Origin of the sequence: Aeromonas sp. R5-4 (genome assembly GCF_040908215.1) — a bacterium.
Lineage (GTDB): Bacteria > Pseudomonadota > Gammaproteobacteria > Enterobacterales > Aeromonadaceae > Aeromonas > Aeromonas veronii.
Map to the genome: position 1 here is coordinate 1 of NZ_JBFODG010000004.1, position 25,363 is coordinate 25,363.

Annotated in this window: 28 protein-coding genes; 16 read left to right on the forward strand and 12 right to left on the reverse strand. The window is 60.8% G+C overall.

What is annotated here, in order from left to right:
* Window positions 1–303: 303 nt before the first annotated feature.
* Both AB5Y83_RS02670 and AB5Y83_RS02675 read right to left on the reverse strand, forming a co-directional pair.
* Entirely contained in the window at window positions 304–2,886 is a 2,583-nt protein-coding gene (locus tag AB5Y83_RS02670; RefSeq protein WP_368174660.1) for a GNAT family N-acetyltransferase, read from the reverse strand.
* A gap of 73 nt (window positions 2,887–2,959) precedes the next feature.
* A complete protein-coding gene (locus AB5Y83_RS02675) occupies window positions 2,960–3,151 on the reverse strand; it encodes a hypothetical protein (RefSeq protein ID WP_005339486.1) in 192 nt (63 codons plus the stop codon).
* A 192-nt stretch (window positions 3,152–3,343) separates the two neighbouring features.
* Here AB5Y83_RS02675 and AB5Y83_RS02680 point away from each other — a divergent pair, with 192 nt between their 5' ends.
* Window positions 3,344–4,204, forward strand: a complete 861-nt coding sequence (locus AB5Y83_RS02680) for a hypothetical protein (RefSeq protein WP_368174661.1) — start codon at window positions 3,344–3,346, stop codon at window positions 4,202–4,204.
* On the opposite strand, the gene ilvY is transcribed toward AB5Y83_RS02680, so the two are convergent.
* Complete coding sequence (gene ilvY, locus AB5Y83_RS02685) at window positions 4,193–5,086, reverse strand: HTH-type transcriptional activator IlvY (protein WP_040069423.1); 894 nt, start codon at window positions 5,084–5,086, stop codon at window positions 4,193–4,195. The two genes, AB5Y83_RS02680 and ilvY, sit on opposite strands and share 12 nt — an antisense overlap.
* A gap of 221 nt (window positions 5,087–5,307) precedes the next feature.
* On the opposite strand from ilvY, the gene ilvC reads away from it, so the two are divergent.
* Window positions 5,308–6,789: a ketol-acid reductoisomerase gene (ilvC, locus tag AB5Y83_RS02690; RefSeq protein ID WP_040069421.1), complete on the forward strand. Its 1,482-nt coding sequence runs from the start codon at window positions 5,308–5,310 to the stop codon at window positions 6,787–6,789.
* 156 nt (window positions 6,790–6,945) lie between these two features.
* Here ilvC and pgi read toward each other — a convergent pair whose 3' ends face one another.
* The 5 genes from pgi to coaBC form a co-directional block, all read right to left on the reverse strand.
* On the reverse strand, window positions 6,946–8,595 hold the full coding sequence (gene pgi, locus AB5Y83_RS02695; protein WP_368174662.1) for a glucose-6-phosphate isomerase: 1,650 nt from the start codon (window positions 8,593–8,595) through the stop codon (window positions 6,946–6,948).
* A 347-nt stretch (window positions 8,596–8,942) separates the two neighbouring features.
* Window positions 8,943–9,779, reverse strand: a complete 837-nt coding sequence (locus tag AB5Y83_RS02700; protein ID WP_005339493.1) for a mechanosensitive ion channel domain-containing protein — start codon at window positions 9,777–9,779, stop codon at window positions 8,943–8,945.
* Window positions 9,780–9,944: 165 nt separating this feature from the next.
* Window positions 9,945–10,541, reverse strand: a complete 597-nt coding sequence (gene slmA / locus AB5Y83_RS02705; RefSeq protein WP_005339495.1) for a nucleoid occlusion factor SlmA — start codon at window positions 10,539–10,541, stop codon at window positions 9,945–9,947.
* A gap of 68 nt (window positions 10,542–10,609) precedes the next feature.
* Window positions 10,610–11,068 (reverse strand): dUTP diphosphatase, encoded by a 459-nt coding sequence (dut, locus tag AB5Y83_RS02710; RefSeq protein WP_005339498.1) that lies wholly within the window; start codon window positions 11,066–11,068, stop codon window positions 10,610–10,612.
* Window positions 11,069–11,149: 81 nt separating this feature from the next.
* Window positions 11,150–12,352, reverse strand: a complete 1,203-nt coding sequence (gene coaBC / locus AB5Y83_RS02715; RefSeq protein ID WP_193861455.1) for a bifunctional phosphopantothenoylcysteine decarboxylase/phosphopantothenate--cysteine ligase CoaBC — start codon at window positions 12,350–12,352, stop codon at window positions 11,150–11,152.
* A 147-nt stretch (window positions 12,353–12,499) separates the two neighbouring features.
* On the opposite strand from coaBC, the gene radC reads away from it, so the two are divergent.
* The 6 genes from radC to AB5Y83_RS02745 all read left to right on the forward strand — a co-directional run bounded on the left by radC (window position 12,500) and on the right by AB5Y83_RS02745 (window position 16,161).
* Window positions 12,500–13,174: a DNA repair protein RadC gene (radC, locus tag AB5Y83_RS02720; RefSeq protein WP_118854398.1), complete on the forward strand. Its 675-nt coding sequence runs from the start codon at window positions 12,500–12,502 to the stop codon at window positions 13,172–13,174.
* Between the two features lie 136 nt (window positions 13,175–13,310).
* The gene (rpmB, locus tag AB5Y83_RS02725; protein WP_005307492.1) at window positions 13,311–13,547 is read left to right on the forward strand and encodes a 50S ribosomal protein L28; all 237 of its coding nucleotides are present in this window, start codon (window positions 13,311–13,313) and stop codon (window positions 13,545–13,547) included.
* Window positions 13,548–13,558: 11 nt separating this feature from the next.
* Window positions 13,559–13,726 (forward strand): 50S ribosomal protein L33, encoded by a 168-nt coding sequence (gene rpmG / locus AB5Y83_RS02730; protein WP_005307500.1) that lies wholly within the window; start codon window positions 13,559–13,561, stop codon window positions 13,724–13,726.
* A gap of 93 nt (window positions 13,727–13,819) precedes the next feature.
* Complete coding sequence (locus tag AB5Y83_RS02735; RefSeq protein ID WP_279488678.1) at window positions 13,820–14,275, forward strand: hypothetical protein; 456 nt, start codon at window positions 13,820–13,822, stop codon at window positions 14,273–14,275.
* A 24-nt stretch (window positions 14,276–14,299) separates the two neighbouring features.
* Window positions 14,300–15,112: a bifunctional DNA-formamidopyrimidine glycosylase/DNA-(apurinic or apyrimidinic site) lyase gene (gene mutM, locus AB5Y83_RS02740; protein ID WP_021231536.1), complete on the forward strand. Its 813-nt coding sequence runs from the start codon at window positions 14,300–14,302 to the stop codon at window positions 15,110–15,112.
* A gap of 113 nt (window positions 15,113–15,225) precedes the next feature.
* Window positions 15,226–16,161, forward strand: a complete 936-nt coding sequence (locus AB5Y83_RS02745; RefSeq protein WP_323916117.1) for a VirK/YbjX family protein — start codon at window positions 15,226–15,228, stop codon at window positions 16,159–16,161.
* Between the two features lie 94 nt (window positions 16,162–16,255).
* Here the strand turns inward: AB5Y83_RS02745 and coaD are convergent, their stop codons facing one another.
* Complete coding sequence (coaD, locus tag AB5Y83_RS02750; RefSeq protein ID WP_005342079.1) at window positions 16,256–16,741, reverse strand: pantetheine-phosphate adenylyltransferase; 486 nt, start codon at window positions 16,739–16,741, stop codon at window positions 16,256–16,258.
* A gap of 134 nt (window positions 16,742–16,875) precedes the next feature.
* Between coaD and AB5Y83_RS02755 the strand changes: the two genes are divergently transcribed.
* A complete protein-coding gene (locus AB5Y83_RS02755; RefSeq protein ID WP_088868146.1) occupies window positions 16,876–17,913 on the forward strand; it encodes a glycosyltransferase family 9 protein in 1,038 nt (345 codons plus the stop codon).
* 51 nt (window positions 17,914–17,964) lie between these two features.
* On the opposite strand, the gene AB5Y83_RS02760 is transcribed toward AB5Y83_RS02755, so the two are convergent.
* The gene (locus tag AB5Y83_RS02760; protein ID WP_033136376.1) at window positions 17,965–18,741 is read right to left on the reverse strand and encodes a glycosyltransferase family 2 protein; all 777 of its coding nucleotides are present in this window, start codon (window positions 18,739–18,741) and stop codon (window positions 17,965–17,967) included.
* Between the two features lie 287 nt (window positions 18,742–19,028).
* Between AB5Y83_RS02760 and waaF the strand changes: the two genes are divergently transcribed.
* From waaF to AB5Y83_RS02785, 5 genes are all read left to right on the forward strand, one after another.
* Window positions 19,029–20,063, forward strand: coding sequence for a lipopolysaccharide heptosyltransferase II (gene waaF, locus AB5Y83_RS02765; protein WP_368174663.1), 1,035 nt, complete (start codon window positions 19,029–19,031; stop codon window positions 20,061–20,063).
* A 1-nt stretch (window position 20,064) separates the two neighbouring features.
* Window positions 20,065–21,330 (forward strand): lipid IV(A) 3-deoxy-D-manno-octulosonic acid transferase, encoded by a 1,266-nt coding sequence (gene waaA / locus AB5Y83_RS02770; RefSeq protein WP_368174664.1) that lies wholly within the window; start codon window positions 20,065–20,067, stop codon window positions 21,328–21,330.
* A 93-nt stretch (window positions 21,331–21,423) separates the two neighbouring features.
* Complete coding sequence (locus tag AB5Y83_RS02775; RefSeq protein ID WP_368174665.1) at window positions 21,424–22,404, forward strand: MDR family oxidoreductase; 981 nt, start codon at window positions 21,424–21,426, stop codon at window positions 22,402–22,404.
* Between the two features lie 73 nt (window positions 22,405–22,477).
* Entirely contained in the window at window positions 22,478–22,603 is a 126-nt protein-coding gene (locus tag AB5Y83_RS02780) for a hypothetical protein (RefSeq protein WP_255940094.1), read from the forward strand.
* A gap of 137 nt (window positions 22,604–22,740) precedes the next feature.
* Window positions 22,741–23,073 carry a DUF2799 domain-containing protein gene (locus AB5Y83_RS02785; RefSeq protein WP_042054791.1) on the forward strand — a complete coding sequence of 111 codons (333 nt, stop codon included), beginning with the start codon at window positions 22,741–22,743 and terminating at the stop codon, window positions 23,071–23,073.
* 20 nt (window positions 23,074–23,093) lie between these two features.
* Here AB5Y83_RS02785 and AB5Y83_RS02790 read toward each other — a convergent pair whose 3' ends face one another.
* Together AB5Y83_RS02790 and AB5Y83_RS02795 are read right to left on the reverse strand one after the other, a co-directional pair.
* Window positions 23,094–23,258 carry a hypothetical protein gene (locus AB5Y83_RS02790; RefSeq protein WP_005339525.1) on the reverse strand — a complete coding sequence of 55 codons (165 nt, stop codon included), beginning with the start codon at window positions 23,256–23,258 and terminating at the stop codon, window positions 23,094–23,096.
* Between the two features lie 112 nt (window positions 23,259–23,370).
* Complete coding sequence (locus tag AB5Y83_RS02795; RefSeq protein WP_279489937.1) at window positions 23,371–23,805, reverse strand: flagellar basal body-associated protein FliL; 435 nt, start codon at window positions 23,803–23,805, stop codon at window positions 23,371–23,373.
* A gap of 145 nt (window positions 23,806–23,950) precedes the next feature.
* On the opposite strand from AB5Y83_RS02795, the gene AB5Y83_RS02800 reads away from it, so the two are divergent.
* Window positions 23,951–24,487, forward strand: coding sequence for a chorismate lyase (locus AB5Y83_RS02800; RefSeq protein WP_005339534.1), 537 nt, complete (start codon window positions 23,951–23,953; stop codon window positions 24,485–24,487).
* Window positions 24,484–25,353 (forward strand): 4-hydroxybenzoate octaprenyltransferase, encoded by an 870-nt coding sequence (ubiA, locus tag AB5Y83_RS02805; RefSeq protein WP_005339536.1) that lies wholly within the window; start codon window positions 24,484–24,486, stop codon window positions 25,351–25,353. Before AB5Y83_RS02800 ends, ubiA begins: the two co-directional genes overlap by 4 nt.
* Window positions 25,354–25,363: the final 10 nt, after the last annotated feature.

Below are 25,363 nucleotides of genomic sequence, written 5' to 3' on the forward strand. Positions count from 1 at the left end.
CGGCCTGTCACGCCGGGGGTCGCGGGTTCGAGTCCCGTCCGCTCCGCCACTAATTTGAAGGCCTTCCCGATTGGGAAGGCCTTTTTGCTATGGGCACTCTTTACCCAGCGACCCAAGACTTTCACACCAGAGCGAATACAAAAGCCCGGCTTCACGACCGGGCTTTTGTATTTTTAGCGCCTTAAACCACCAATATCTGGCTTTCTCTGCCAAGTAAGAGTGCCAGATAGCCGATTATTTCCACCATTTTCTGGCTATATCCGAGCCTTATCAGCCATTTGAGCGAGTTTACAGGCGGCCAAATCAGGCTTCTGTCGCTTGCTGGCTACAGAGCAGTTCCATATTGACCACCCCCTCTTCCATCTGCACGTCGATCTTGAAGCCAAGCCGTTTGGCGAGGTTGACCATGCCGCGATTGCTGGGCATGGTCATGCCGGATAACTGGCCAATCCCCTGCTCTTTGGCGTAACGGATGATCTTCTCCATCATCAATTTGCCGAGACCCACCCCTTTCAAGTCCGATCGCACCAGAATGGCAAACTCGGCATCGCTCTGGTCCGGGCTCGAAATGGCGCGTACCACGCCGAGGATCTGATCCTGCAGCTCGCCATCTTGCCCCACAGCAACGAAGGCCATCTCCCGGTCGTAATCTATCTGGGTCATGCGAGCCAGCTCTTCATGGCCCAGCTCGCCCACATCGGCAAAGAAGCGTTTGTACCTGTCTTCATCGGAGACCTGCAGCACGAACTGCTTGTGAGCCGGTTCATCTTCCGGCCGGATCGGGCGCAGCAGGATATGGCGCTGATCTTTAAGCCAGGCACCCTCCTCCAGTTCGGTAGGATAGGGGCGGATCGCCAGTCGGTTGCTGGTCGGGATGGCGGGGTCAGCCAGTGTGAGGCTGGCATCCAGCACCACCATCTCTGCGCCGCACGCTTGCAGCGGGTGCAGGTCCAGTTCCTGAATCTCAGGAAAGGCGAGCAATAGCTCGGAGAGCTGGCAAAGCACTTGGCCCAAGGCATCGATATCCAGTCGTTCCGGCGTGGCCTGTTCGCGGATCTTGCGGCTTTTGAGGGCGCCGATGATCTGGTAACGGGCCAGCGCCTGATTGAGCGGTGGCAAGGCTGCCACCATCTCTTGCGGTTCCGCACCCGACTCACCCAGCAGAATGACGGGGCCAAAGATGGCGTCTTGCTGGATCCGTACCCGCAGCTCGAGGCCGCCGCTGCGGCGAGCCATCCGCTGCACCAGCAAGCCTTCGATACGGGCGCCCGGATCGTGCTGTTTGACCCTGTCCAGAATGGCATCAGCGGCTTGTGCCACTTCGGCCGAGGTGCGCAGGTTGAGCACCACGCCGTGCACGGCAGACTTGTGGAGGATGTCGGGCGAGCGCAGTTTTACCGCCACCGGATAGCCGATCTGCTCGGCGGTCAGGGTCGCCTCGATGGCATCGGTAACGATCCAGGTTGGTAGAGTCGAGAGACCGGCGGCTTGCAAAATCGGGTGTACCAGATGGGTATCCAGCCTCAGTTGCTTGCGCTCCTGCGCCTGGCGGATCAGCTGCTGGCAGAGCTCGATATTGAGCTGGTTGCCGTTCAGGGAGGCGGGGGTCTCCATCAGCTGTTTCTGGTTGCGGCGGTACTCCACCATATGCATGAAAGCGGCCATGGCGCTTTCCGGGGTACGGTAGGTCGGGATGCCCGCTTCGGTAAAGAGTTTGCGCCCCTCCTGCGCCGAGTACTCGCCTGCCCAGTTGGTGAGGATATTGAAACGGCGCGCTCTGGGATGCTGCTTCAGATAGGCGATAAGATGGCTGGCCAGCGGCGCGCTCGGTGCCGTGAGCGAGGGGGCGTGGATGATCAGGATGGCGTCGATGCCATCTTCCTGCAACACGTTGTCCAGCGCCTCCTGATAGGTGGTGATGGTGGCATCGCTGCCGATATCGAGTGGCGGGCGAGCCAGCTTGCCGCCCCGCTCCAGCAGTACATCCACTGCCATATTAGCCAGCCCGCGACCGTTGGAGATGATGGCAAGCCGCTCCCCCTTGAGGGTCATGGAGTGGCTGAGGGTTTCCACCGCGGCAAACAGTTCGTGGGTATCCCGTACCCGCAGCATGCCAGCACGGCGGATGGCTGCATCATAGACATTGTCGAGACCGTGGGCCGGTTCGTGGCGCCCGCTTTTCAGTACCAGGATCGGCTTGTTGCGCGAGGCTGCTCGCGCTGCCGAGAGAAAGTGGCGGGCGTCGTGCAACTTGTCCATGTAGATCAAAATGGCGCGGGTGACGCTATCGCGGGAGAGTTGATCCAGCAGCTGGCCGAAGTCGATATCGCAGTGATCACCAAGGGAGATGAAGGCGGAAAAGCCCAGTTCATGCTGCTTGGCCCAATCCAGAATGGTGGTGCTGACGGCGGCGGATTGCGAGAGAAAGGCGACCTGCCCCGGCTTGGCGGCAATGGGGGAAAAGCTGGCGTTGATCCCCTGGCCGGGCAGCAGCATTCCCATGCTGTTGGGGCCGAGCAGGCGAATGTCATATTGCTGGCAGACCCGTTTCAGCTCCAGTCGCTCCTCGGGGGAAAAGTCGGCGGCCAGTATGATGGCAGCCCCCGCACCCTTCTGGCCGAGCGCTTCCAGCAACGGCAAGACCCGCTCCCGCCTGGTGCAGATGATGGCGAGATCCGGGGTCAGCGGCAGGCTGGCGATGTCGGGATAGGCCAGCACGCCGGCGATGGCCTTGTTGCGCGGAGTGACGGGGAGGATGGGCCCTTTGAACTGGCCTGCCAGCAGGTGGCGCACGATCACATGACCCGCCTTGAGCGGATCGGTCGAGGCGCCGATCACGGCGATTGAGTGGGGTTTGAACAGCCGATCCAGACCGCTTGCTTTCATGGGCACTCCCGACAAAAGGGGGAAGATACCAGTCTAATACGCCTTTGCTGCGGGTTCTGTGACCGGATCCTGATCACCGTTTGTTCAGGGCATTGGCACGCAGATAAAAGCGCAGTTCGCCTTGCACCCGACGAATGGCTCCCAGGTGGCGTTCCTGTAGATAGATATCCTGCTCCCGATCGAGCGCCGTGCTGGGTACGCCCATGCTTTGCAGATACTCGTCAAACAGGGTTGAACCCTTGATCTCTACCAGATGCTGTTTCATGGCTCTCCTCCCTGCGCCTTGGTGTTTGTTGATGAATGCCCAGTCTGCGATGACCTGCCGGGTTTGCCTATTGTCACTTTTGACACGAGATTTGACACGAGAGCGCTCACACATCTTTCAGCGAGGGCGCCGTTGAGGCGCTGGCTGGCGTTATAGTATGGCGAGGAGCACGAGGCACGGATGGTGCACAGGATGATCAGAGTCTGGTGGTGGTGCATGGTACTGTGGACGGTTGGCGTATCGGCAACCGAGCAGCCTATCCGCGCCTGGAATCTGCTGCTGGATCATCCCAACCCCGCCGTCGTCCAGTTGCTGCGCCTCTCCCTCGATCTCACCGTGCCCGAATATGGCCCCTATCAGCTGGTATCCAGCCCGCAGATGGAGCAGGGGCGGGCGGTGAAGGAGCTGCGCAGCGGTGAGCTGGTTCAGGTCGGTGTCTTTGCCCCCGATGGTGAGCGAGAGCGGGAGTTGCTGGCAATCCACATTCCGCTGGCCAAGGGGCTGCTCGGCTGGCGGGTGTGTCTGGTTCGGCAGGGGGATGAGGGGCGTTTTGCCGCGATCGAGTCGTTGGCGGACTGGCATCGTGCCGGGCTCTCCATCGGTCAGCACAGGTCCTGGCCAGACACCCAGTTGCTGCGGGCCAACGGTCTCAAGGTGACGGTGGGCAATCTTTATGAGGCGCTCTTTAACATGCTGCGCAAGAAGCGCTTTGACTGCTTCCTGCGCTCGGTCATCGAGGTCGAGGATGAACTAAGGCAGCATCCGGATCTCGCCATCGAGCCCCGTCTGGTGTTTCGCTATCCGCTGGCGCTGCTCTTCTTTGTCTCGCCAAAATATCCGGAGCTGGCCCAGCGCATCGAGCTTGGCCTGCTGCGGGCGCGGCAGTCTGGTGCTTTTGACCGGGTCTTTGAAGAGGGATTTGGCAGTACCATTCGGCGGCTGAAACTGGATGAGCGGGTGCGCCTCGAGCTGCACAACCCCGACTTGCCGCTGCCCAGCCGCATCATGATGGCCGATCCGGCCCTTATCTATAAACCGGTGTCAGCGCAGTGAGCCCTGATTCTGCGCGGTATCCCAGAAGGCGCGGATCAGCGGTTCTTCCAGCCGCTTCTTGAGTACCCCGATCCCCACATCAAATGGTTTGAAGGCTGGCTTGAGGTCGATGATCCGCACCTTGTCGCCGAGCGGGCTGTGGTCGATTACCGCCGCCGGTACCAGCCCCACGCCACAACCAAGTGCCACCATGGCGACAATCCCCTCGTTGCCCGCCACTTCGGCGTAGATGTTGGGCGCTATCCCCTTGTTGCGAAACCACTGATCGCTGCGTTTGCGGGCCAAGCCCTGCTCGGAGAGGATGACTGGCAGCTGCTCCCAATCAGGTTCTCCCTGACGGAACCACTGGTTCAGTTGCGGGGCGTTGCGCGGCGCGATAAAGACCAGCGGCACCTGCTGCAGGCTGGCGAACTCCAGCTTGGCGGGCAGGGCGTCGGGGCGGGCAGCGATGGCGAGATCTGCCTCGTCGGCCAGGATCTTGTCCACCGCCAGCGCCGGGTCACCGGTCTCCAGCTTGATCTCCAGCTGGGGGTAGCGGCGGCGAAAGCGCTCCAGTACCTCGGGCAGCAGAAAGTAACTGGCAGTGACCGAACAGAAGACCCGCAGCCGCCCCTGCAGCGGTTCATCGCTGCGTTTGAGCTCCTGCTTGAGCTGGCGCCACTCCTGCAACAGGCCGCCGCCGAATTCGCGCAGCTTCTCGCCGGCGGGGGTGAGCCGTACCGAGCGGTTGTCCCGCTCGAACAGGATGCAGCCGGTCTCCTGCTCCAGCCGCTGGATGGCGCGGCTCAGGGTGGAAGGGCTGACCGCCATGGCATCGGCGCTCTTGCCGAAGTGGAGGGAGTCGGCGAGGTGGAGAAACAGCTCGAGATTGCGAAGGTCCATCTTTCAGCTCCTGGCGCGGCTTGTGTGCCCGATATCCAGCGGTTGGCGGCTTGTTTCTGCCATCTCGCGGTACATTCAGCAGGCAATTATGAAGGGTGATCGTTTCAGTTATTGCAACGTACTGTTTCGAATATATCAGTTCAGGCAATAAGTGTCCCGCGCTATAGTGGTTCAGACAACGCCGCTATCCGGCATGGAATCAATCGAACGGAGCAATCACCATGGCTAACTATTTCAACACCTTGAACCTGCGTCAGCAGTTGGCCCAGCTGGGCAAGTGTCGTTTCATGCAGCGCGAAGAGTTCGCGGACGGCTGCAACGTGCTGAAGGGCAAGAAGGTGGTGATTGTGGGCTGTGGTGCCCAGGGTCTGAACCAGGGTCTGAACATGCGCGACTCCGGGCTGGATATCTCCTACGCCCTGCGCAAGGCCGCCATCACCGAGAAGCGCGCCTCTTGGCAGAAGGCTACCGACAACGGCTTCGCGGTCGGTACCTATGAAGAGCTGATCCCGACCGCCGATCTGGTGCTGAACCTGACCCCGGACAAGCAGCACTCCGACGTGGTGAAAACCGTGATGCCGCTGATGAAGCAAGGCGCCGCGCTGGGCTACTCCCACGGCTTCAACGTGGTGGAAGAGGGTCAGCAGATCCGTTCCGACATCACAGTTGTTATGGTGGCGCCCAAGTGCCCGGGTACCGAAGTGCGTGAAGAGTACAAGCGCGGCTTCGGCGTACCGACCCTGATCGCCGTTCACCCGGAAAATGACCCGAAAGGTGAAGGTATGGCCATCGCCAAGGCGTGGGCCTCTGCCACCGGCGGCGACCGTGCCGGGGTGCTGGAATCCTCCTTCGTGGCGGAAGTGAAATCCGATCTGATGGGCGAGCAGACCATCCTCTGCGGCATGCTGCAGGCCGGTTCCCTGCTTTGCTACGACAAGCTGGTTGCCGAAGGCACCGACCCGGCCTACGCCGGCAAGCTGATCCAGTTCGGCTGGGAGACCATCACCGAAGCCCTGAAACAGGGTGGCATCAGCCTGATGATGGATCGCCTCTCCAACCCGGCCAAGCTGCGCGCCTTCGAGCTCTCCGAGCAGCTCAAGACCCTGATGCGCCCGCTGTTCGAGAAGCACATGGACGACATTATCGCCGGTGAGTTCTCCCGTGGCATGATGGCCGACTGGGCCGAAGACGATGCCAAGCTGTTCGGTTGGCGCGAAGAGACCGGCAAGTCTGCCTTCGAAAACGCCCCGGCGTTCGCAGGCAAGATTGCCGAGCAGGAGTACTTCGACAATGGCGTGGTGATGGTGGCCATGGTCAAGGCGGGTGTCGAGCTGGCATTCGAGACCATGGTGGCCTCCGGTATCTACGAGGAGTCCGCCTACTACGAATCCCTGCACGAGTTGCCGCTGATCGCCAACACCGTTGCCCGCAAGCGTCTGTACGAGATGAACGTGGTCATCTCCGATACCGCCGAGTACGGTAACTACCTGTTCGCCAACGCTGCAGTGCCGTTGCTGCGCGAGCACTTCATGCCGACCCTGAAAGCGGGCGATCTGGGTGCCAGCAAGGCGGAAGAGCAGAGCGTGGATAACCTGGCGCTGCTGGCGGCCAACGAAGCGACCCGTAACCACCCGATCGAGAAGATCGGCCAGGTACTGCGCGGTTACATGAAGGACATGAAACGCATCGCCGTTGGCGGTTAAGCCCGCATCGGGCTGGAGGATGAAGGGGCGGGGATGACGATCCCCGTCGCCGGTCGGACTGGACACCCGACCGGTCAGCCAGAAAAATCAGCCTGACAGTCATAAAAAAGCCCCGCTCATCGAGCGGGGCTTTTGCATTCAGAAAGGCCGGATAAATCAGGCTTTCCACGCTTTCCAGGTGTTGATCAGACCGTTGGTGGAGCAGTCGTGGCTGGTGACAGCCTCGTTGTTGCCCAGCTCCGGCAGGATCTTGTTGGCCAGCTGTTTGCCCAGCTCCACGCCCCACTGGTCGAAGCTGAAGATGTTCCAGATTGCGCCCTGTACGAAGATCTTGTGCTCGTACATGGCGATTAGGGCACCCAGGGTTTTCGGGGTCAGGCTCTTGAACAGGATGGAGTTGGTCGGGCGGTTGCCTTCGAACACCTTGAACGGCACCAGATCCTTGACCTGCTCCAGGGTTTTGCCAGCAGCCAGGAACTCGGCTTCGACCTCTTCCTTGCTCTTGCCGAAGGCCAGCGCCTCGGTCTGGGCGAAGAAGTTGGCCAGCAGTTTCGGGTGGTGGTCACCGATCGGGTTGTGGCTGATGGCCGGCGCCAGGAAGTCACAGGGGATCAGCTTGGTGCCCTGATGGATCAGCTGGTAGAAAGCGTGCTGGCCGTTGGTGCCCGGCTCACCCCAGATGATGGGGCCAGTCTGGTAGTCAACCGGCTTGCCGTTGCGATCCACGTACTTGCCGTTGGACTCCATGTTGCCCTGCTGGAAGTAGGCAGGGAAGCGGTGCATGTACTGGTCGTACGGCAGAATGGCTTCGGACTCGGCACCGTAGAAGTTGTTGTACCACAGGCCAATCAGCGCCAGCAGCACCGGCACGTTCTGCTCATAGGAGGCAGTGGCGAAGTGCATGTCCATCTCGAAGGCGCCTTGCAGCAGGGCTTCGAAGTTCTCGAAACCGACAGACAGGGCGATGGGCATGCCGATGGCAGACCAGGAGGAGTAGCGGCCGCCAACCCAGTCCCAGAACTCGAACATGTTGTTGGTGTCGATGCCGAACTCGGCCACGGCCTTGCCGTTGGTGGAGAGCGCAGCGAAGTGCTTGGCAACGTGGGCCTTGTCACCGGCGATGTTGATGAACCAGTCGCGGGCGGTCAGGGCGTTGGTCATGGTCTCCTGGGTAGTGAAGGTCTTGGAGGCCACCAGGAACAGGGTGGTTTCCGGATCGATCTTCTTCAGGGTCTCGGCGATGTGGGTGCCATCGACGTTGGAGACGAAGTGCATCTGCAGATGGTTTTTGTAGGGGCGCAGTGCCTCGGTGATCATTACCGGGCCGAGATCGGAGCCACCGATACCGATGTTGACCACATGCTGGATCGCTTTGCCGGTGTAGCCTTTCCACTCGCCGGAGATGATCTTCTCGCAGAAGCCTTTCATCTTGGCCAGTACGGCGTTCACTTCCGGCATCACGTCCTTGCCGTCGCACTCGATGGGGCGGTCGGAGCGGTTGCGCAGGGCCACGTGCAGTACGGAGCGGCCTTCGGTCATGTTGATCTTGTCGCCATTGAACATGGCATCGATCGCGCTGCGAAGATCGGTCTCTTTGGCCAGATCAACCAGCAACTTGAGGGTTTCTTCGGTGATCAGGTTCTTCGAGTAATCAACCAGGATGTCGCCGCCGAAGGTAAGGGAAAACTTGTCAAAGCGCTTCGGGTCCTGCGTGAACAGATCCTTGAGTCGAGTCTCTTTGTTTGCTGCAAAGTGGGCTTCCAGTGCCTGCCAGGCCTGGGTTTGGGTTGGATTGATATTTTTCATAGGATTCCTGAAATGCCAAGTTGTGTTTGAACCTTGCAGGCAAGGTCCCGCCAAACCTTATTATCCGAGCATTATAGCGAGCCGATCGGGCGGCCCGTGTAACAGATTTTTACCGATTGTCTTTTACCGCAATGGGTCACTGTCGGGAGCATACAACCAGAACATTGGGATTATGTGTCACGAAAGCAAGGCGGATCTTGCGCTTGCTCATGATTGGGGCCACCCCGATAGCCTGAAATTGTTTTCATCCGGTTGGCGTGGTTATGCACCGACATGGCCATGGGCTGGGGCCAGAAACGACAATGCCAGCCCGAAGGCTGGCATTGTCTGTTGCAGCAGAACTGCGATCACGCCTGCGGTTTTTGCATGTGCATCACCATCTGCGGGAAGGGAATTTCGATCCCTTCGGCATCAAAGGTCAGTTTCACCTTCTCGTGGAAGTCGAACCAGACACCCCAGTAGTCAGCGGTTTTCACCCAGGGGCGCACCACGATATTGACCGAGGAGTCGGCCAGCGCGGCAACGGCGATGGTAGCGGCCGGATCTTTCAGGATGCGCGGCTCTTCGCTTACCAGACGCTCGAGGATCTGTTTGGCCTTGCGCAGGTCAGAGCCGTAGCCGATGCCAAAGGTCATGTCGACGCGGCGGGTATCCATACGCGAGTAGTTGACGATGGTGCCGTTGAGGATGGCGGAGTTCGGGACGACCACCATCTTGTTGTCACCGGAGGTGAGGGTGGTGGTAAAGAGCTGAACGGACTGCACCACACCCGCGGTGCCTGCCACTTCGATAAACTCGCCCGCCTTGATGGGGCGGAAGATAATCAGCAGGAAGCCGGCAGCGAAGTTGGAGAGCGAGCCTTGCAGCGCCAGACCGATGGCCAGACCGGCGGCACCGATAATGGCGACGAAGGAGGCGGTCTGCACGCCGACACGGCCCAGCGCGGCGATCACCACGAACACCAGAATGGCGTATTTGAGGATGCTGCCGACGAAGTGGGTGACTGTGGTGTCCAGCTTGCGGGCCTGCATCACCTTGACCACGCCACCGCTGATGAGGTTGGCGGCGATATAGCCGACCAGCAGGGTCAGCAGGGCGGCGGCGATATTGACGCCGTATTCGATCAGCAGTCCCTGATTATTGACCAGCCAGGTCTGCGCTTCGGTAATGATTTCGGGTTCCATAGGATGTCCTGTCAGGTTCTAAAAGGTTTATGGTGGATAAATCTAACACCGCAGCGCGACAGTACGGGTCGCATCTGGTACTTCTTTTCTGCCATAAAAACCTGACACAAAAAAGAAGGGAGGCCAAAGCCTCCCTTCTTTTTGCTGAATGATGCGAAAAAACCATCAGCTCTGCAGCAGTTGGCTGCGGATAAATTGCCACTGATCTTCGAAACCGGCGGTGGGCTTGAGCTTGAACTCGGAGCGCACGAACTGGCTGATACGGCCTTCGGTGTAGGCCAGCAGTAGATTGGCCAGCATGGTCTCGTCGAGCTGGAAGCCTTGCCCCTCGCGCAGCCGCTTCTCGCGCAGTACCTGCTTGATCTGGGTCTCCAGCTTGTCGAACAGGATGCTGATGCGATCCCGCAGCCGATCGTGTTCACCCAGCAGGGCGTCGCCGTTGAGGATGCGGGTGATGCCGGGATTGCGCTCGGCAAACACCAGCAGCAGCTGAAGGATGTGGTGGCAGCGCGCCATGGTGTCCTTCTCTTCCGCCATGATCAGATTGACCCGTGACAGCAGGGAATCCTCGATAAAGTCGATCAGCCCCTCGAACATCCGCGCCTTGCTGGGAAAATGTCGATAGAGGGCTGCTTCAGAGACGCCGACCTCGGCCGCCAGACGGGCCGTGGTGATGCGCTGACCCGGACTGGTTTCCAGCATATGGGCGAGCGCTTGCAGGATCTGATCGCGCCGACTCTGTTTCTGATTACTGCTTGCCATGGATTCCCCTAAAAAAACAATGGCTTGATTCTGTTATTAAGCACCGCCCATCGGGCTGGTGTGGTCTGTTATTGGCGACCAGAAGAACCAAAACCGCCTTCACCCCGTTCGCTCTGATTGAACTCATCGACCAGTTGGAAGCTGGCCTGAACTACCGGCATGATCACCAGCTGGGCGATGCGCTCGCCGGGTTGCATGGTGAACTCATCTTTGCCGCGGTTCCAGACCGAGACCATCAGCTGACCCTGGTAATCGGAATCGATCAGACCGACCAGGTTGCCCAGCACGATGCCGTGCTTATGGCCGAGACCAGAGCGGGGCAGAATGGTGGCACACAGACCCGGATCCTGGATGTGGATGGCCAGACCGGTCGGCACCAGGGTGGTATCACCCGGAGCCAGAGTCAGCGGTGCATCCAGCAGAGCGCGCAGATCCATGCCGGCAGAGCCCGGTGTGGCGTAGGCGGGCAGCGGGTACTCGGTACCGATACGGGCATCCAGAATCTTCAGTTCAATTTGTGTAGTCATGAATCGCTTTTTCAGTTGGATCTTGTGTTGGCGCCCCTCTTGGCAAGGCGGGGCGCCGTGAGTCTTGTTCTTTCGGGACGCTCAGTGCCGATAGTGGCGCGCAATCAGGGCGATCAGGTGACGTGCCAGCGTCAGCTTGTCAGCCAGCGGCAGCGGGGCCTGGCCCCCTTGCCAGAACACGGTCAGGGCGTTGTCATCGGCGTTGAAGCCTTGCCCCTCGCGGGACACATCGTTGGCGGCAATCATGTCCAGCCGCTTACGCTGCAACTTGTCGAGGGCGTATTGTTCCACATCCACGGTTTCGGCGGCAAATCCGACGGTGAAGGGTTTGTCTGAAAGGGCGCCGACGGCCGCGATGATGTCGGGGTTTTTCACCAGCTTCACCACCATCTGGTCGTTGTCACCAGTCTTCTTGATCTTCTGGCTGGCGACCTGTTCGGGACGATAGTCGGCCACCGCGGCGCAGCCGATGAAGAGGTCGCACTCGCCGACCCGGCTCATCACCGCCTGATGCATCTGCTCGGCGCTCTCGACATCGATGCGGGTGACGCCAGCTGGTGTAGCCAGCGTTACCGGGCCGCTCACCAGCGTCACTTCGGCGCCCGCTTCACGGGCAGCGCGAGCGATAGCAAAGCCCATCTTGCCGGAGCTGTGGTTGCTGATGTATCGCACCGGATCCAGCGCCTCGCGGGTTGGCCCTGCGGTGAGCAGCAGCTTGACGCCTGCCAGCAAGGGCTCAGCGGCCAGCTGCTGACAGCAGCGATCCACCAGTTCGAGGGGGTCCAGCATCCGCCCCGGGCCCACATCGCCACAGGCCTGGCTGCCGGCATCCGGCCCCCACAGCAGAATGCCGCGGCTGGCCAGGGTCTTGAGGTTGGCCTGGGTGGCAGCGTTGAGATACATCTGCTGGTTCATGGCAGGTGCCAGCGCGATGGGCGCCGGAGTGGCCAGACAAAGGGTGGTCAACAGTTCGTCGGCCATGCCTGCAGCCATCCGCGCCATCAGGTTGGCGCTGGCGGGGGCGATCAGAACCAGATCGGCCCACTTGGCCAGCTCGATATGACCCATGCCCGCTTCGGCAGAGGGATCCAGCAGGCTGTAGGCCACCGGATGACCGGAGACCGCCTGCAGGGTCAGCGGGGTGATGAACTCCTTGGCGGAGCGGGTCATCACCACCCGCACTTCGGCACCCTGATCTTTCAGGCGGCGTACCAGCTCGGCACTCTTGTAGGCGGCGATCCCGCCACTGACACCCAACAGGATGCGTTTATCGGCCAATCTCATCTGCTGTTTCTCTATCCGGCTCATTCTGACTGGTCGGCTAAGATACCACAGGCAATGGATGACGACAGGGGTTGGCATCAAGGGGTGTGGTCGGGCGCGCGCAATTTTTTGCTATGTTTTTTCTCAACAGGGATGAGGAAGAGACAAATGAGCATCAAAGAGTGGCCGGAAGATGAACGCCCCAGAGAGAAGTTGCTGCGTCAGGGGCCCGCGGCGCTCTCCGATGCCGAGCTGCTCGCCATCTTTCTGCGCACCGGCGTCAATGGCCTGAGTGCAGTGGATCTTTCACGTAATCTATTGAATCAATTCGGCTCTTTGCGCAGCTTGCTGGGCGCGGATCAACGGGCATTCTGCGAGGCGCACGGCCTTGGCCCGGCCAAATATGCCCAGTTGCAGGCGGTGCTGGAGATGGCCAGACGCCATCTGGCCGAGCAGTTGCAACGGGGCGATGCCCTCACCTCGCCCCAGCTGACCCGCGACTATCTGCAGGCCCAGCTGCGGGATCGGCAGCGCGAGGTGTTTGCCCTGCTGCTGCTCGACAATCAGCACAGAGTCATTCAATTTGTTGAGCTTTTTTTCGGCACAATCGATTCGGCGAGCGTCTGGCCAAGAGAAATCGTGCAGATCGCGCTCAAACATAATGCAGCCGCGGTGATTCTGGCGCATAATCACCCGTCAGGCGTCGCCGAGCCCAGTAGGGCCGACCGCCAGATCACGGATCGGATCACGGCCGCTTTGGCCCTGATCGATATCAGAGTGCTGGATCACTTGGTGATCGGTGATGGCATCACGGTTTCTTTTGCCGAGCGCGGTTGGCTATAACTGTGCTCTGGCACCGTATTAGTTGATCTTTGATCACGGATGCTGTATAAAATGCCGCCTTCTGTTTGCCCCGCAATCGAAGGCCAGCGGGGCAGATATTTGCTCGAGCAATGAAGTAAGATTTGGAGAGACTGACATGTCTAGAGTATGCCAAGTAACCGGCAAGCGCCCGGCAGTTGGTAACAACCGTTCGCACGCTAACAACGCCACCAAGCGTCGTTTCCTGCCGAACCTGCACACTCACCGTTTCTGGGTTGAGAGTGAAAAACGCTTCGTAAGCCTGCGCGTATCCGCAAAAGGCATGCGTATCATCGACAAGCGTGGCGTTGAAGTGGTTCTGGCTGAACTGCGCGCCAGCGGTGTTAAGGTATAAGGAATTAGATCATGGCTAAAGGTATTCGCGAGAAAATTCGCCTGAACTCCAGCGCCGGTACTGGTCACTTCTATACCACTACCAAAAACAAGCGCACCATGCCCGAAAAAATGGAGATCAAAAAGTTTGATCCCGTTGTTCGTCAGCATGTGATCTACAAGGAAGGCAAAATCAAGTAATTACTTGATGCTGCATTCCCAAAAACCCGGCTTCGTGCCGGGTTTTTTTATGCGCCGAATTCAGTACACTGCCGGTTCAAAGGGAGGCTTGCCATGTTCAAATTGAGCCGCAAAGGCTGGAATAACGTGATCATTGTGGTGGTGCTGATCGTGATCACCCTGTTGCATCGTATGGAGACTGCCCAGCAGGAGAACAGCGCCAAGCGCGCTCGCCCCTTGCTGCCGGATGCGGCCGTGGTGCTCACCTGGCAGGGGCCGAGCTGGCAGATTGAGCGGATTGGTCAGGGCTGGCGCAGTGTGCCGGATCTGGGGCTCGACACGGTGCAGCTGGATGCCCGGCTGGCGCGCTGGCAGAGCTGGTTGCTGCCCCCCGGCGAGGTGGTGCGCGGCACCCCGGTGGCCATCAAGGTGTGGATTGCTGGCCAGAACGATCCGGTCGAGATCGGCCTCTATCAGAACAGCGGCCAATATGGCGCTCAGCTGCCCTCCGGTCTCTGGCTCGCCCTCACTGCCGAGCAGTATCGCGATCTGCTGCGTCCTGCCCCCTGAGTTCCTTTTCCTTGCGAGGTGCCCATGCCCGAATTGCCAGAAGTTGAAGTCAGTCGTCAGGGGATCTCCCCCTGGCTTACCGGTATCAAGGTGACGCGCGTGGTGGTGCGGGATGGCCGCCTGCGCTGGCCGATCCCCGGTGAGATTCAGGAGCTGGTGGACCTCACCATCCATCGGGTGCGTCGCCGTGCCAAATACCTGCTGCTGGAGACCGATTTCGGCACCGCCATCCTTCATCTGGGGATGTCCGGCAGCCTGCGTGTACTGGATATCGGCACCCCGGCCGAGAAGCACGACCACGTGGATATCGAGCTGGAGAATGGCAAGCTGCTGCGGCTCAACGATCCGCGCCGCTTCGGCGCCCTGCTCTGGACTCGGGAACCGGCCGAAGCCCATGCGCTGCTCGCCAAGCTGGGGCCCGAGCCACTCACCGATGCCTTCAGTGCTGATTACCTGCGTGAGCGCGCCAAGGGACGCAGCACCGCCATCAAACAGTTCCTGATGGACAATCAGGTGGTGGTCGGGGTGGGCAACATCTACGCCAACGAGGCGCTCTATGCTGCCGGCATTCACCCCAAACGGGCGGCGGGCAATATCAGTGCCGAGCGGCTGGGAACCCTGGTGGCCGAGATCAAGCGCGTGTTGGCCGAGGCGATTCGCCAGGGCGGCACTACTCTCAAGGATTTCACCAGCGCCGATGGCAAGCCGGGCTATTTCGTGCAGCAGTTGCAGGTTTATGGCCGTGGCGGTCAGCCCTGTTTCCACTGTCACACCCTGCTGACCGAGACAAGAATGGGCCAGCGCACCACGGTTTTTTGCAGTCATTGCCAGCGCTGAGGCACTTTTTGCCCCGATCAGGGGGAAGTTGTAACAGCGTATTTCCACTCTGTTGAAGATTTGCACAGCTGTCACTAGTATCCCGACCGTTCAGGCGGTTTGAGAATATAAAAATGACAGTTAAATCAATAGACTGGGAATATTTATCCCGGCAGGAGCGCTATTGCGCAAAATCCATGGCCCGCTTCCTCTACCCCGAGGGATGTGACCGGAAAACCTTCAATCGCGGCAAGTTCGTGCTGCGCAGCCTGCTCTATCGCAAGTCGCTGAGCCGGGTCTTCAGCCTGTTTCAGTGCGACTCGCTCAAGGCGCTGCCAGCTGTCTATCCCGAGCTGCTCGACAAGCCGATGCGTCCCTATCGCTTCGCCTGTGCCAGCGCCCGTCAACGGGCCGAGATGCTGGAAAATCACTATCGGTTGCTGCTGGAGTGCTACCCGCAGCTGATTGAGCCGCTCTATCTGGGCGAGGGGATCGCGCTGGGGCGCTATCTCCAGAGTGACTGCCGCATTCTGCTGCGCCACGATGGCACCTTCCGCCGCGAGGCCGAGCTGGCGCTCTCTATCGTCAACGGCGAGGGGCAGCGCCTCTACAGCTGCGCCTTTTCGCTGGCGGGCAGCGTGGATCGTTTGATTCTGATGATCGGCTCCATGCAGGGGCCGGAGCCTGCGGTCGACAATGCCCAGGATCGGGTGCGCGAGCTGACCAAAGAGGGACACGGCTTGCGGCCCAAATCCCTGCTGGTGCAGCTGGTGCTGCAACTGGCGCGGAGCATGGGGGCGGCGGAGGTGCTGGCGGTGCGCAAGCGGGCCCACGTGTTTCAGGCCAAGCGCTATAGCAGCAAGCAGAAAGCCAATTTGCAGGCCGATTATGACGAGCTGTGGCAGGAGTTCGACGCCCGGGATGTGGATGCCAACTTCGTCGCTCTGCAAGCCCAGCCGCGCAAGCCGCTGGAGGAGATCGCCTCCAAGAAGCGGGCCATGTATCGGCGCCGCTACGAGTGGCTCGATCAGCTGGTGCAGGAGATGAGCGAGCGGTTTGCCCGTAAGTAACCGGCAAGCAGGCTGACCTCTCCATAGCGAGACAGAAACGAACAAGGGCTACCCGCGGGTAGCCCTTGTTCGTTTCTGCCCATCAGGGGAGGGATTAGCGCTGCTGCTGTTTGGCGGCGATGGCCTGCGCCACCACGGGGTCGACAAACTGGCGGATGTCGCCACCGTGCAGCGCCACCTCTTTCACCAGAGTGGAGGAGATAAAGGAGTTCTCCTCGGCCGGGGTGAGGAAGACGCTCTCAAGCGTGGGCATCAGGCGGCGGTTCATGTTGGCCAGCTGGAACTCGTACTCGAAGTCGGAGACGGCGCGCAGACCACGGATCAGCACGTTGGCCTGATGCTCTTTGGCAAAATCGACCAGCAGCCCGGAGAAGCCGACCACCTTGACGTTGGGAAGCGTGCTGGTCACTTGCTGGACAAGCTGGACACGTTCCGCCAGATCGAACAGCGGGCGCTTGCTCGGGCTGTTGGCGACACCGACGATCACCTCGTCAAACAGCTTGGCGGCGCGGCCGATCAGGTCGGCATGGCCATTGGTAACGGGATCAAATGTCCCGGGATAGATCACCCTGGTAGTCATCTTTGTGGTCCTGCAACCTGGAAATTTGGTCGCATTATAAGGTCGTCGCTTGAGAATAGCAGTGCATCAGGCAAGAATACGCCATCGCGCATCAAGCCTCCTTGCATTGGTGACAGGGAGCAAAGGGATTTTTTATGAAACGTATTCTGGTCGTTCGCAATGACAAGATTGGTGACTTCATGCTGGCGTGGCCTAGCTTCGCCATGCTCAAAGGCTCCATGGAGTGTCATGTGACTGCCCTGGTTCCGGCCTACACGGCGCCGCTGGCCCGGCTCTGCCCCTGGATTGACGAGGTGATCATCGATCCGGGCGTGCGAGCCGACAAGGAGCAACAGCGGGCACTGCTGGCCCGGATCAAGGCGGCGGCGTTCGACGCGTCCATCTGCCTCTTCTCCAACTCCCGCAACGCCATGCTGGTGTGGAAGGCACATATCCCTTACCGGCTGGCGCCGGCGACCAAGCTGGCGCAGGTGCTCTACAACCAGCGACTGGTGCAGCGCCGCTCCCGTTCCCAGAAGCCGGAGTCCGAGTACAACCTGGAGCTGATCCGCCGCTTCCTGGCCGATCAGCAGGTGGCCGTGGTGGAGCCCACGACCCCCTTCCTGCAGTTCGATGAGGAGACTCTGCGGCAGGTGCGCGAACAGCTGGCACTCAAGCTCAAGCTCGATGCCAGCCGCCCCTGGCTGATGGTACACGCCGGCAGCGGTGGCTCGGCCAACAACCTCTCCATCGAGCAGTACGCCCGCATCATCATCAAGCTCAATCAGGCCTGCCCCGAGTTGCAGTGCGTGCTGACCGCAGGCCCGGGCGAGGAGAAGATGGCTGAACAGCTGGCAGCCGAGCTACTGGCTCACGGCGGCAACGGCTGGATCTACCGCTCCAGCGATGGTCTGCCGATGTTCTGTCAGGTGCTGGCCAACGCCGCTTTGTTTATCGCCGGCAGTACCGGCCCGCTCCATATCGCTGGGGCGCTCGACGTGCCGACCATCGGTTTCTTCCCGATGCGCCGCTCCGCCACTCCGCTGCGCTGGAAGCCCCTCAACAGCGAAGGGCGCCACCTTGCCTTCAGCCCGCCGGAGGATAGCGACCATCCTGAGGATATGAGCCAGCTCGATCCCAAGACCATGGTGCCGGTGATGGCCCGCTGGGCGGCGCCTTTCTGGCGCAAATAACGTATGCAGCAATGCAAACAGGGCCCCGTGGGGCCCTGTTTCGTATGACGGTTATTCCGGCTGCTGCGGCTGTTGGCGCACCCAGAGGTCGGCGTATTTGACGAAGGTGGAGTGGGCGGAGAGGATCGCCAACAGCAGCCCCTGCTTGCCATCGAGGAAACCCGCTTTGAGCAGGTACATCTTGAGGAAGCAGCCGACAGCGTGGATCAGCCCCTGACTGAGAGAGCCCTTCTTGCCGCGAGCGGTGCGCTGATCGGCCCAGGCGCGGGCATAACCGGCGGATTTCACCAGATAGTGCTCCAGATCCCGATAGGTGAAGTGGAGCAGGTCACCATGAATGTTGACGATCTTCATGTTGGCCCGTACTTCCACCTTTTCGTGCACCAGCGCCTCGTTGTAGCTGGTGAGTGCCTTGGGATAGAGGCGCAGCACCCGATCCGGATACCAGCCGCTGTGGCGGATAAAGCGGCCAAAGACCCAGGAGAGGCGCGGCAGCGAGTAGATGGTGTCGCTGGCCGGATTGGCCATCACGTTGGCGATGGCGGTTTTCAGCTCGGGGGTGAGCCGCTCGTCGGCATCCAGCCACAACACCCAGTCGGATTGCACGTGGGACTGGGCCAGTCGGCGCTGTTTGCCAAAGCCCGGCCACTTGGCGTTGACGAAGAAACGGGCCCCAAATTCGGCGGCGATGGCCGGGGTCTCGTCCTGACTGCCCGAGTCCAGAATGACGATCTCGTCCACCAGTCCGTCGAGGGAGGCGAGGCACTTGCGCAGGTTGTCGGCTTCATTCTTGACGATCAGAACGGCAGCCAGAGTCGGTTTTTTCACGAAATGGGGCTCTCGGTTGTTGCCCGTCTGGCGGGACATGCTCGAATTGGCGCCCATTCTAGCCTAAAAGCGTGGCCGGGGCATGACCCGGGTGGCGGCTGGCCGAGGCGACTACCAAGGAGCTTCTGTTATTTATCCGGCCGCTGCTTGTGGCGCGTAATCTCGCCCGGCCGAGGCAAAGCAGAGGCGACTACCAAGGATCTTCTGTTATTTATCCGACCATTCTTGGGGCATAATCTCGCCCAGTGATGATTAACCGCCGGGCCAGACCCGAGAGAAGACGCGTAATGAAAATATTGGTGATCGGCCCCTCCTGGGTCGGCGATATGGTGATGTCCCAGAGTCTCTACAAGGCGATCAAGGCCAACCATCCCGAGTGCGAGCTGCACGTGATGGCTCCCGCCTGGTGCTGCGCCCTGCTGGAGCGGATGCCGGAGGTGGACAAGGCGATCACCATGCCCCTTGGCCACGGTGACTTCAAGCTGGTGGCGCGCCGCCGCCTCGGCAAGCAGCTGGCGGCCGAGAAGTACGATCAGGCCATCGTCCAGCCCAACTCCATGAAATCGGCGCTGATCCCCTGGTTTGCCCGCATTCCGGTGCGTACCGGCTGGAAAGGGGAGCATCGCTTCGGCCTGCTCAACGATATGCGCAGCAACAAGTCCGCCTTCCCGCTGATGGTGGAGGGCTATCTGGCGCTCGCCTATCCCAAGGAGCAGATGAAGAGCCGGGCCGATATTCCGACCATTCTCCATCCCTCTCTGCACGTCGATCTGGTCAACCAGAGCAAGGCGCTGGAGCGACTGGGGCTGGATCGCGCCCGCCCGGTGCTGGTGCTCTGCCCCGGTGCCGAGTTTGGCCCGGCCAAGCGCTGGCCGGAAGGGCACTATGCCGTGGTGGCCCAGCAGCATCTGGACGAGGGGTGGCAGGTGTGGATCTTCGGCTCCAACAAGGATGTACCGGTGGCCAACACCATCCGGGATCGGGTCAACCTGCTGACTCGCCCCAACTGCCATGTGCTGGCGGGCAAGACCAGCCTGCACGAGGCGATCGATCTGATGGCGCTGGCCAGCCGGGTCATCTCCAACGACTCCGGCCTGATGCACATCGCCGCCGCTCTCAACCGGCCGCTGGTGGGCGTCTATGGCTCCACCTCGCCGCTCTATACCCCGCCGCTGGCGGATCGGGTCGAGATCGTTCACACCGACATCGAGTGCCGCCCCTGCTTCAAGCGCACCTGCAAGTTCGGCCATCTCAAGTGCCTGATCGACCTGGCGCCGGAGCAGGTGGTCGATGCCTGCAAGAAGCTGGAGCAGAGTCAGTAAGATGCCCTACCGTCTGCTCTACAACCTGCTGATCCATCTCGGATTGCCGCTGGCGTTGCTGGCCCTCTACAAGCCGAAGAAAGGCAAGCCCGGCTTTGGCAAGCGCTGGGCCGAGCATCTCGGGCGGCAGCCCGCCACCGGACAGGAGGCGCCGCTCTGGATCCATGCGGTGAGCGTGGGGGAGACGCTGGCCATCACGCCGCTCATTCGCGCCCTCAAGGCGGAGCGGCCCGATCTGCCGATCCTGCTCACCACCACCACCCGCACCGGTGCCGATCAGGCTGCCAAGCTGGGGGATCTGGTGATCCATCGCTACGCGCCGCTCGACTACCCCTGGGCCATTGCCGCCTTTCTCGACACCTTCAAGCCGCGCGCGCTCTGGGTGATGGAGACCGAGCTGTGGCCGAATTGGCTGGCCGCCTGTGAGGCGCGCCACCTGCCGGTGACCATCATCAACGCCCGTCTTTCCGAGCGTTCCTGCCAGCGTTATGCCCGCTTCCACGGCGCCTTCGATGCCCTGAGCCGGCCGCTGACCCATCTGCTCTGCCAGCATCAGGATGACGCCGACCGCTTCGCCCGCCTCGGCATCGAGCGTTCGCGGCTGGCGGTGACCGGCTCCATCAAGTTCGATATCCAGTTTGGTGACGAGGTGCAGGCCAAAGGTCGCGCCCTGCGCCAGCAGCTGGGCGCCGAGCGGCCGGTCTGGATCGCCGCCAGCACCCATCTGGGTGAGGACGAGCAGGTGCTGGCCGCCTTCGAGCTGCTGCTCAAACGCCATCCCGACGCGCTGCTCATTCTGGTGCCGCGCCACCCCGAGCGGTTCGACCGGGTGGCCGAGCTGTGTGCCCCTTATGGCTGCGTGCGGCGCACTGATGGTGCTGCGGTGAGTGCCGGGGATAAGGTCTATCTCGGCGATACCATGGGTGAGCTGCCGCTGATGCTGGCGGCGGCCGATGTGGCCTTCGTCGGCGGCAGCCTGGTGAAGATCGGCGGTCACAACCTGCTGGAGCCGGCGGCGCTCGGCAAGCCCTGCCTGACCGGCCCTGCCTACTTCAACTTCAGCGACATTACCCGCCAGCTGGTGGCTCAGGGGGGCGCCGCCATCGTGGCCGATGCCGCCGAGCTGGGCGAGCGGGTGAGCCAGCTGTTTGCCGACGGCAACGCCCGCCGCGAGATGGGCGAGCAGGCCCGCGCCGTGGTGCTGCGCAATCAGGGAGCCCTGGCATGCACCCTCTCTCATTGTCTCACCGCGCTGGAGAACGACTGAACCCATGATGGGCACCGCGCTGGCTCTCGATTTTCAACTGCAAAAGCGTCAAAGCAGCTGATCCCCGTTTCACACATCATCAAAGAGGCAACCATGTTCAAGGCTCTGTTACTGGAAAACCAAGACGGCAAGACTGTTCCGACTCTGACCCGGCTGGCCGAGAGCCAGTTGCCGGAAGGTGAGGTGCGGGTGGCGGTCGCTTACAGCTCCATCAACTACAAGGACGGGCTGGCCATCACCGGCAAGGGCAAGATAGTGCGCCAGTGGCCGCTGGTGCCCGGTATCGACTTCGCCGGTACCGTGCTCGAATCTGCCGACAGCCGCTATCAGCCCGGCGACAAGGTGGTGCTGACCGGTTGGGGCGTGGGCGAAGGGCACTGGGGCGGCATGGCCGAACAGGCGCGGGTCAAGGGGGACTGGCTGGTGCCGTTGCCCGCCGGGCTGGATGAGCGCCAGGCCATGTGCATCGGTACCGCCGGTCTCACCGCCATGCTCTGCGTGCTGGCGCTGGAAGAGGCGGGCATTACTCCCGCAAGTGGCGAGGTGCTGGTCACCGGTGCGGCAGGCGGTGTTGGCTCCACCTCGGTTGCCCTGCTGGCGGCCCTTGGCTATCAGGTGGCAGCGCTGACCGGTCGGCCCGAAGAGCAGGGCGCCATGCTCACTGCGCTGGGTGCCAGCCGCATCGTGCCGCGCAGCGAACTGCTGGTGCCCGCCAAACCGCTGGAGAAGCAGCTATGGGCCGGTGCCATCGATACCGTCGGCAGTCAGGTGCTGGCCAAGCTGCTGGCCCAGATGAACTATGGCGGCGCTGTGGCGGCCTGCGGGTTGGCGGGCGGTTTCGATCTGCCGACCAGTGTGATGCCCTTTATCCTGCGCAATGTGCGGCTGCAGGGGGTCGATTCGGTGATGTGCCCGCTGGCACGTCGTCAATTGGCTTGGCAGCGACTGGCACGGGATCTGCCAGCCAGCTTCTTTGCTCAGGCGGTCACCGAGATCGGGCTGGAGCAGGTGGTCGAGGCTGCCGAGGCCATCACGCAAGGCCAGATCGCCGGCCGGACTCTGGTCAAACTTTGAACTCTGACGACTGGCGAGCCCGACATTTCCGGATAGAATTGGATTGCGGGTGAACTATCCAAGGAGAGTGAAGATGGGTGGACACAAGCCGGATTACGACTCGTCAGACGATGATTGGGAGCCGGAATCCTGGGAAGAGGAGCTGGATCAGTGGGAAGACGAAAGCTGGCAGGATGATGACCCTTTCGATGACCAGTGAACCACGGCATTGAACGAACAGGCGGGCTTTGGGCCCGCCTGATTTTTTTGCCGCGCTCACACGGCTGAGCGTTCGTCCTTGGTCAGGGGCGGGGCGCTGGGTAGAATGAACTGCCCAAATGACGCTCAAGGATGACTATGCGACTCTCCATCATATTGTTGGCTGCCCTGCTGGGTGGCTGTGTCTCCAACGATGACCCTTGCGAGAAGGTGTGGAGTGAGGTTGGGGAGGCGGATGGCAAGCTGGGCTTCACCACCGAGCGGATCGAGTTCCATCAGGGCCAGTGTGGCAAGAAGGTGGATCCCGAACTGTGGAAGCAGGGACATCAGAAGGGATTGGCATGGTATTGCCGCCCCGAGCATCTCTATCTGGCTGGCCGTTCAGGCGAGGAGTATCGCGGTGTCTGTCCGAATGATACCCAGGCGCGCAGATTGTTCGAACAGGGACGTCAGGGGTGGACCGACCAATAACGCCCTGACAGGGAGGGGCGTTACTCCTCTTTCAAGCGCAGCGGTTGGCAGAGGTAACCCTTGTCATTGGCACTGCGGGCACACTTGCTGCAGACAAACTTGGGTTTGCGGACTATCTTGCGCAACGCCTTGAGATCGGTGGGGATCTCGTGACGGCGCCATTCACACAGGGTTTTGCTGCCCATAACGACTACCTCTACGACTTGACGGCCGTATTGTAATCGATTTTCATTTCGAATAAACCGGCAAAGCTCGCTTATTGGCCGATATGTCAATAAGCGATTGTTTCGGGAGGGATTACTGGTAGAGGAACTTGGTGAAGATAAGCTCGCGCACCGCTTTCTTGCCGGTCTCTTTCACCAGTAGTTCGTTGACGGTTGTCTCGCACTCCTTGCGCAGCTCTTCTCGGTTGGTCAGGGACTTCACTTGATCGGCAGTTTTGCTGCCAATCAGACGGATGATGGCATCGCGGATCAGCGGGTCATGCTGCTCCAGCAGCTTGAGATCGGCTTCGTTTTCCGCCATCAGCTCTACCGTGACCCGGATATAACCGAGGGTTTTGCTATCACTCAGGTAGTTGGTGATGATGTCGGGATCGAGCGCGTGGTAGGAGAAACCGGGCTTGGCAGCCCCCTCTGCGCCCTCGGCGGGCGGCTCATCTTCAGCCAGAGCTTGCTGCTGCAGGGCGCCACAGCTCAGTAACAACACCAGCAGAATTTTGAATATCTTCATATAGATGGCTCATCAGCAAGAGATAACCCATTTTTGATGTTGCCATCGGGGCCGTCAAGCACGGATGTTCTTACATTTCGCTATTGATTTACGGATAATAAACCGGATTTTAACCTGAACACGGAAATCTCTGGATGGTGAAGCTGTGAAGTCCGAGTTGACTGTTCCCCTCACGCCGTTAAGCGGGTGGCTGGCCCCCGAATGTTGCGAATTGCCCGCCAGCTTGCGCCCCTGGCTGCTGGAGCCCGGCTCCATGACCCGGCGGCTGCGTCAGCACAATCGCCACTTTTCGGTGGAGTGGCTGGGCAATCACCCGGTCGCCCTTACTGCCGATGAGCAGTGGCTGGTGGATTCGGCCTCTCCGGCCGGTACCTGCCGCGAGGTGATCCTGCACGGGGATCGTGGGCCCGCCGTGCTGGGCTGGACCCTGTTTGCCGATGACGCATTGCAAGGGAGCGGCATTGCCGAGCTTGGCGAGCAGCCGCTGGGTGAGCGGGTATTTGGCCATGAGCCTGCCCGCCGCGATCATCTGCAACTGGCCCGTTTCGATATTGCTGCCAATCCCCGTTGCCCGGCCGCCACTGTCTGGGGGCGTCGTTCCCGTCTGTTTCTGGGGCAGTGGCCACTGCTGGTGCACGAGCTGTTTCTGCCCTCTCTCGTCTGTGACAAGGAGCTGGAGTGAATCTGTTAACCAAGGAGCGGGGACTTGCCTATATGCAGTTGGCCCGCGTCGACAAACCCATAGGTACTCTGCTGCTGCTGTGGCCAACCCTGTGGGCGCTCTGGCTGGCCGCTGGTGGCCTGCCCAATCTCTGGGTGCTGACCGTGTTTGTGGTCGGGGTCTTTCTGATGCGCTCGGCAGGGTGCGTGATCAACGACTATGCGGATCGCAACTTCGACGGCCATGTCAAACGCACCGCTGGTCGCCCCTTGCCCACGGGCAGAGTCAAACCGTGGGAGGTGCTGGCTCTCTTCTTCGTGCTGGCGCTTATCTCGTTTGGTCTGGTGCTGACCATGAATCCGCTCACCATCGGTCTGTCGTTTGTCGCCCTGCTGCTGGCGGTGAGTTACCCCTTCATGAAGCGCTTTATCTCGAATCCCCAGCTGGTGCTCGGGATGGCCTTCTCCTGGTCGATCCCGATGGCCTATGCGGCGCAGGCGGATGCCCTGCCGCTGGTGGCCTGGCTGCTCTTCTTCGCCAACCTGCTCTGGACCGTGGCTTACGACACCCAGTACGCCATGGTGGATCGGGATGACGACCTCAAGATCGGCCTCAAATCTAGCGCCATCTTGTTTGGCCGTTACGACAAGCGGATCATCGGCGCACTGCAACTCTCGACACTGCTGCTGTTGCTGGCGGTCGGGCAGCTGATGACGCTGGGGGGCTGGTATTACTGGGGATTGCTGGGGGCGGCGGTGCTGTTTGTCTATCAGCAGCGGCTCATTCGTGAGCGGCAGCGGGAAGCCTGCTTCCAGGCGTTTCTCAACAACAACTATGTGGGGGCGCTGGTGTTTGCCGGTCTGGTGCTCGACTACCTGCTGGCGTGACATGTTCCCG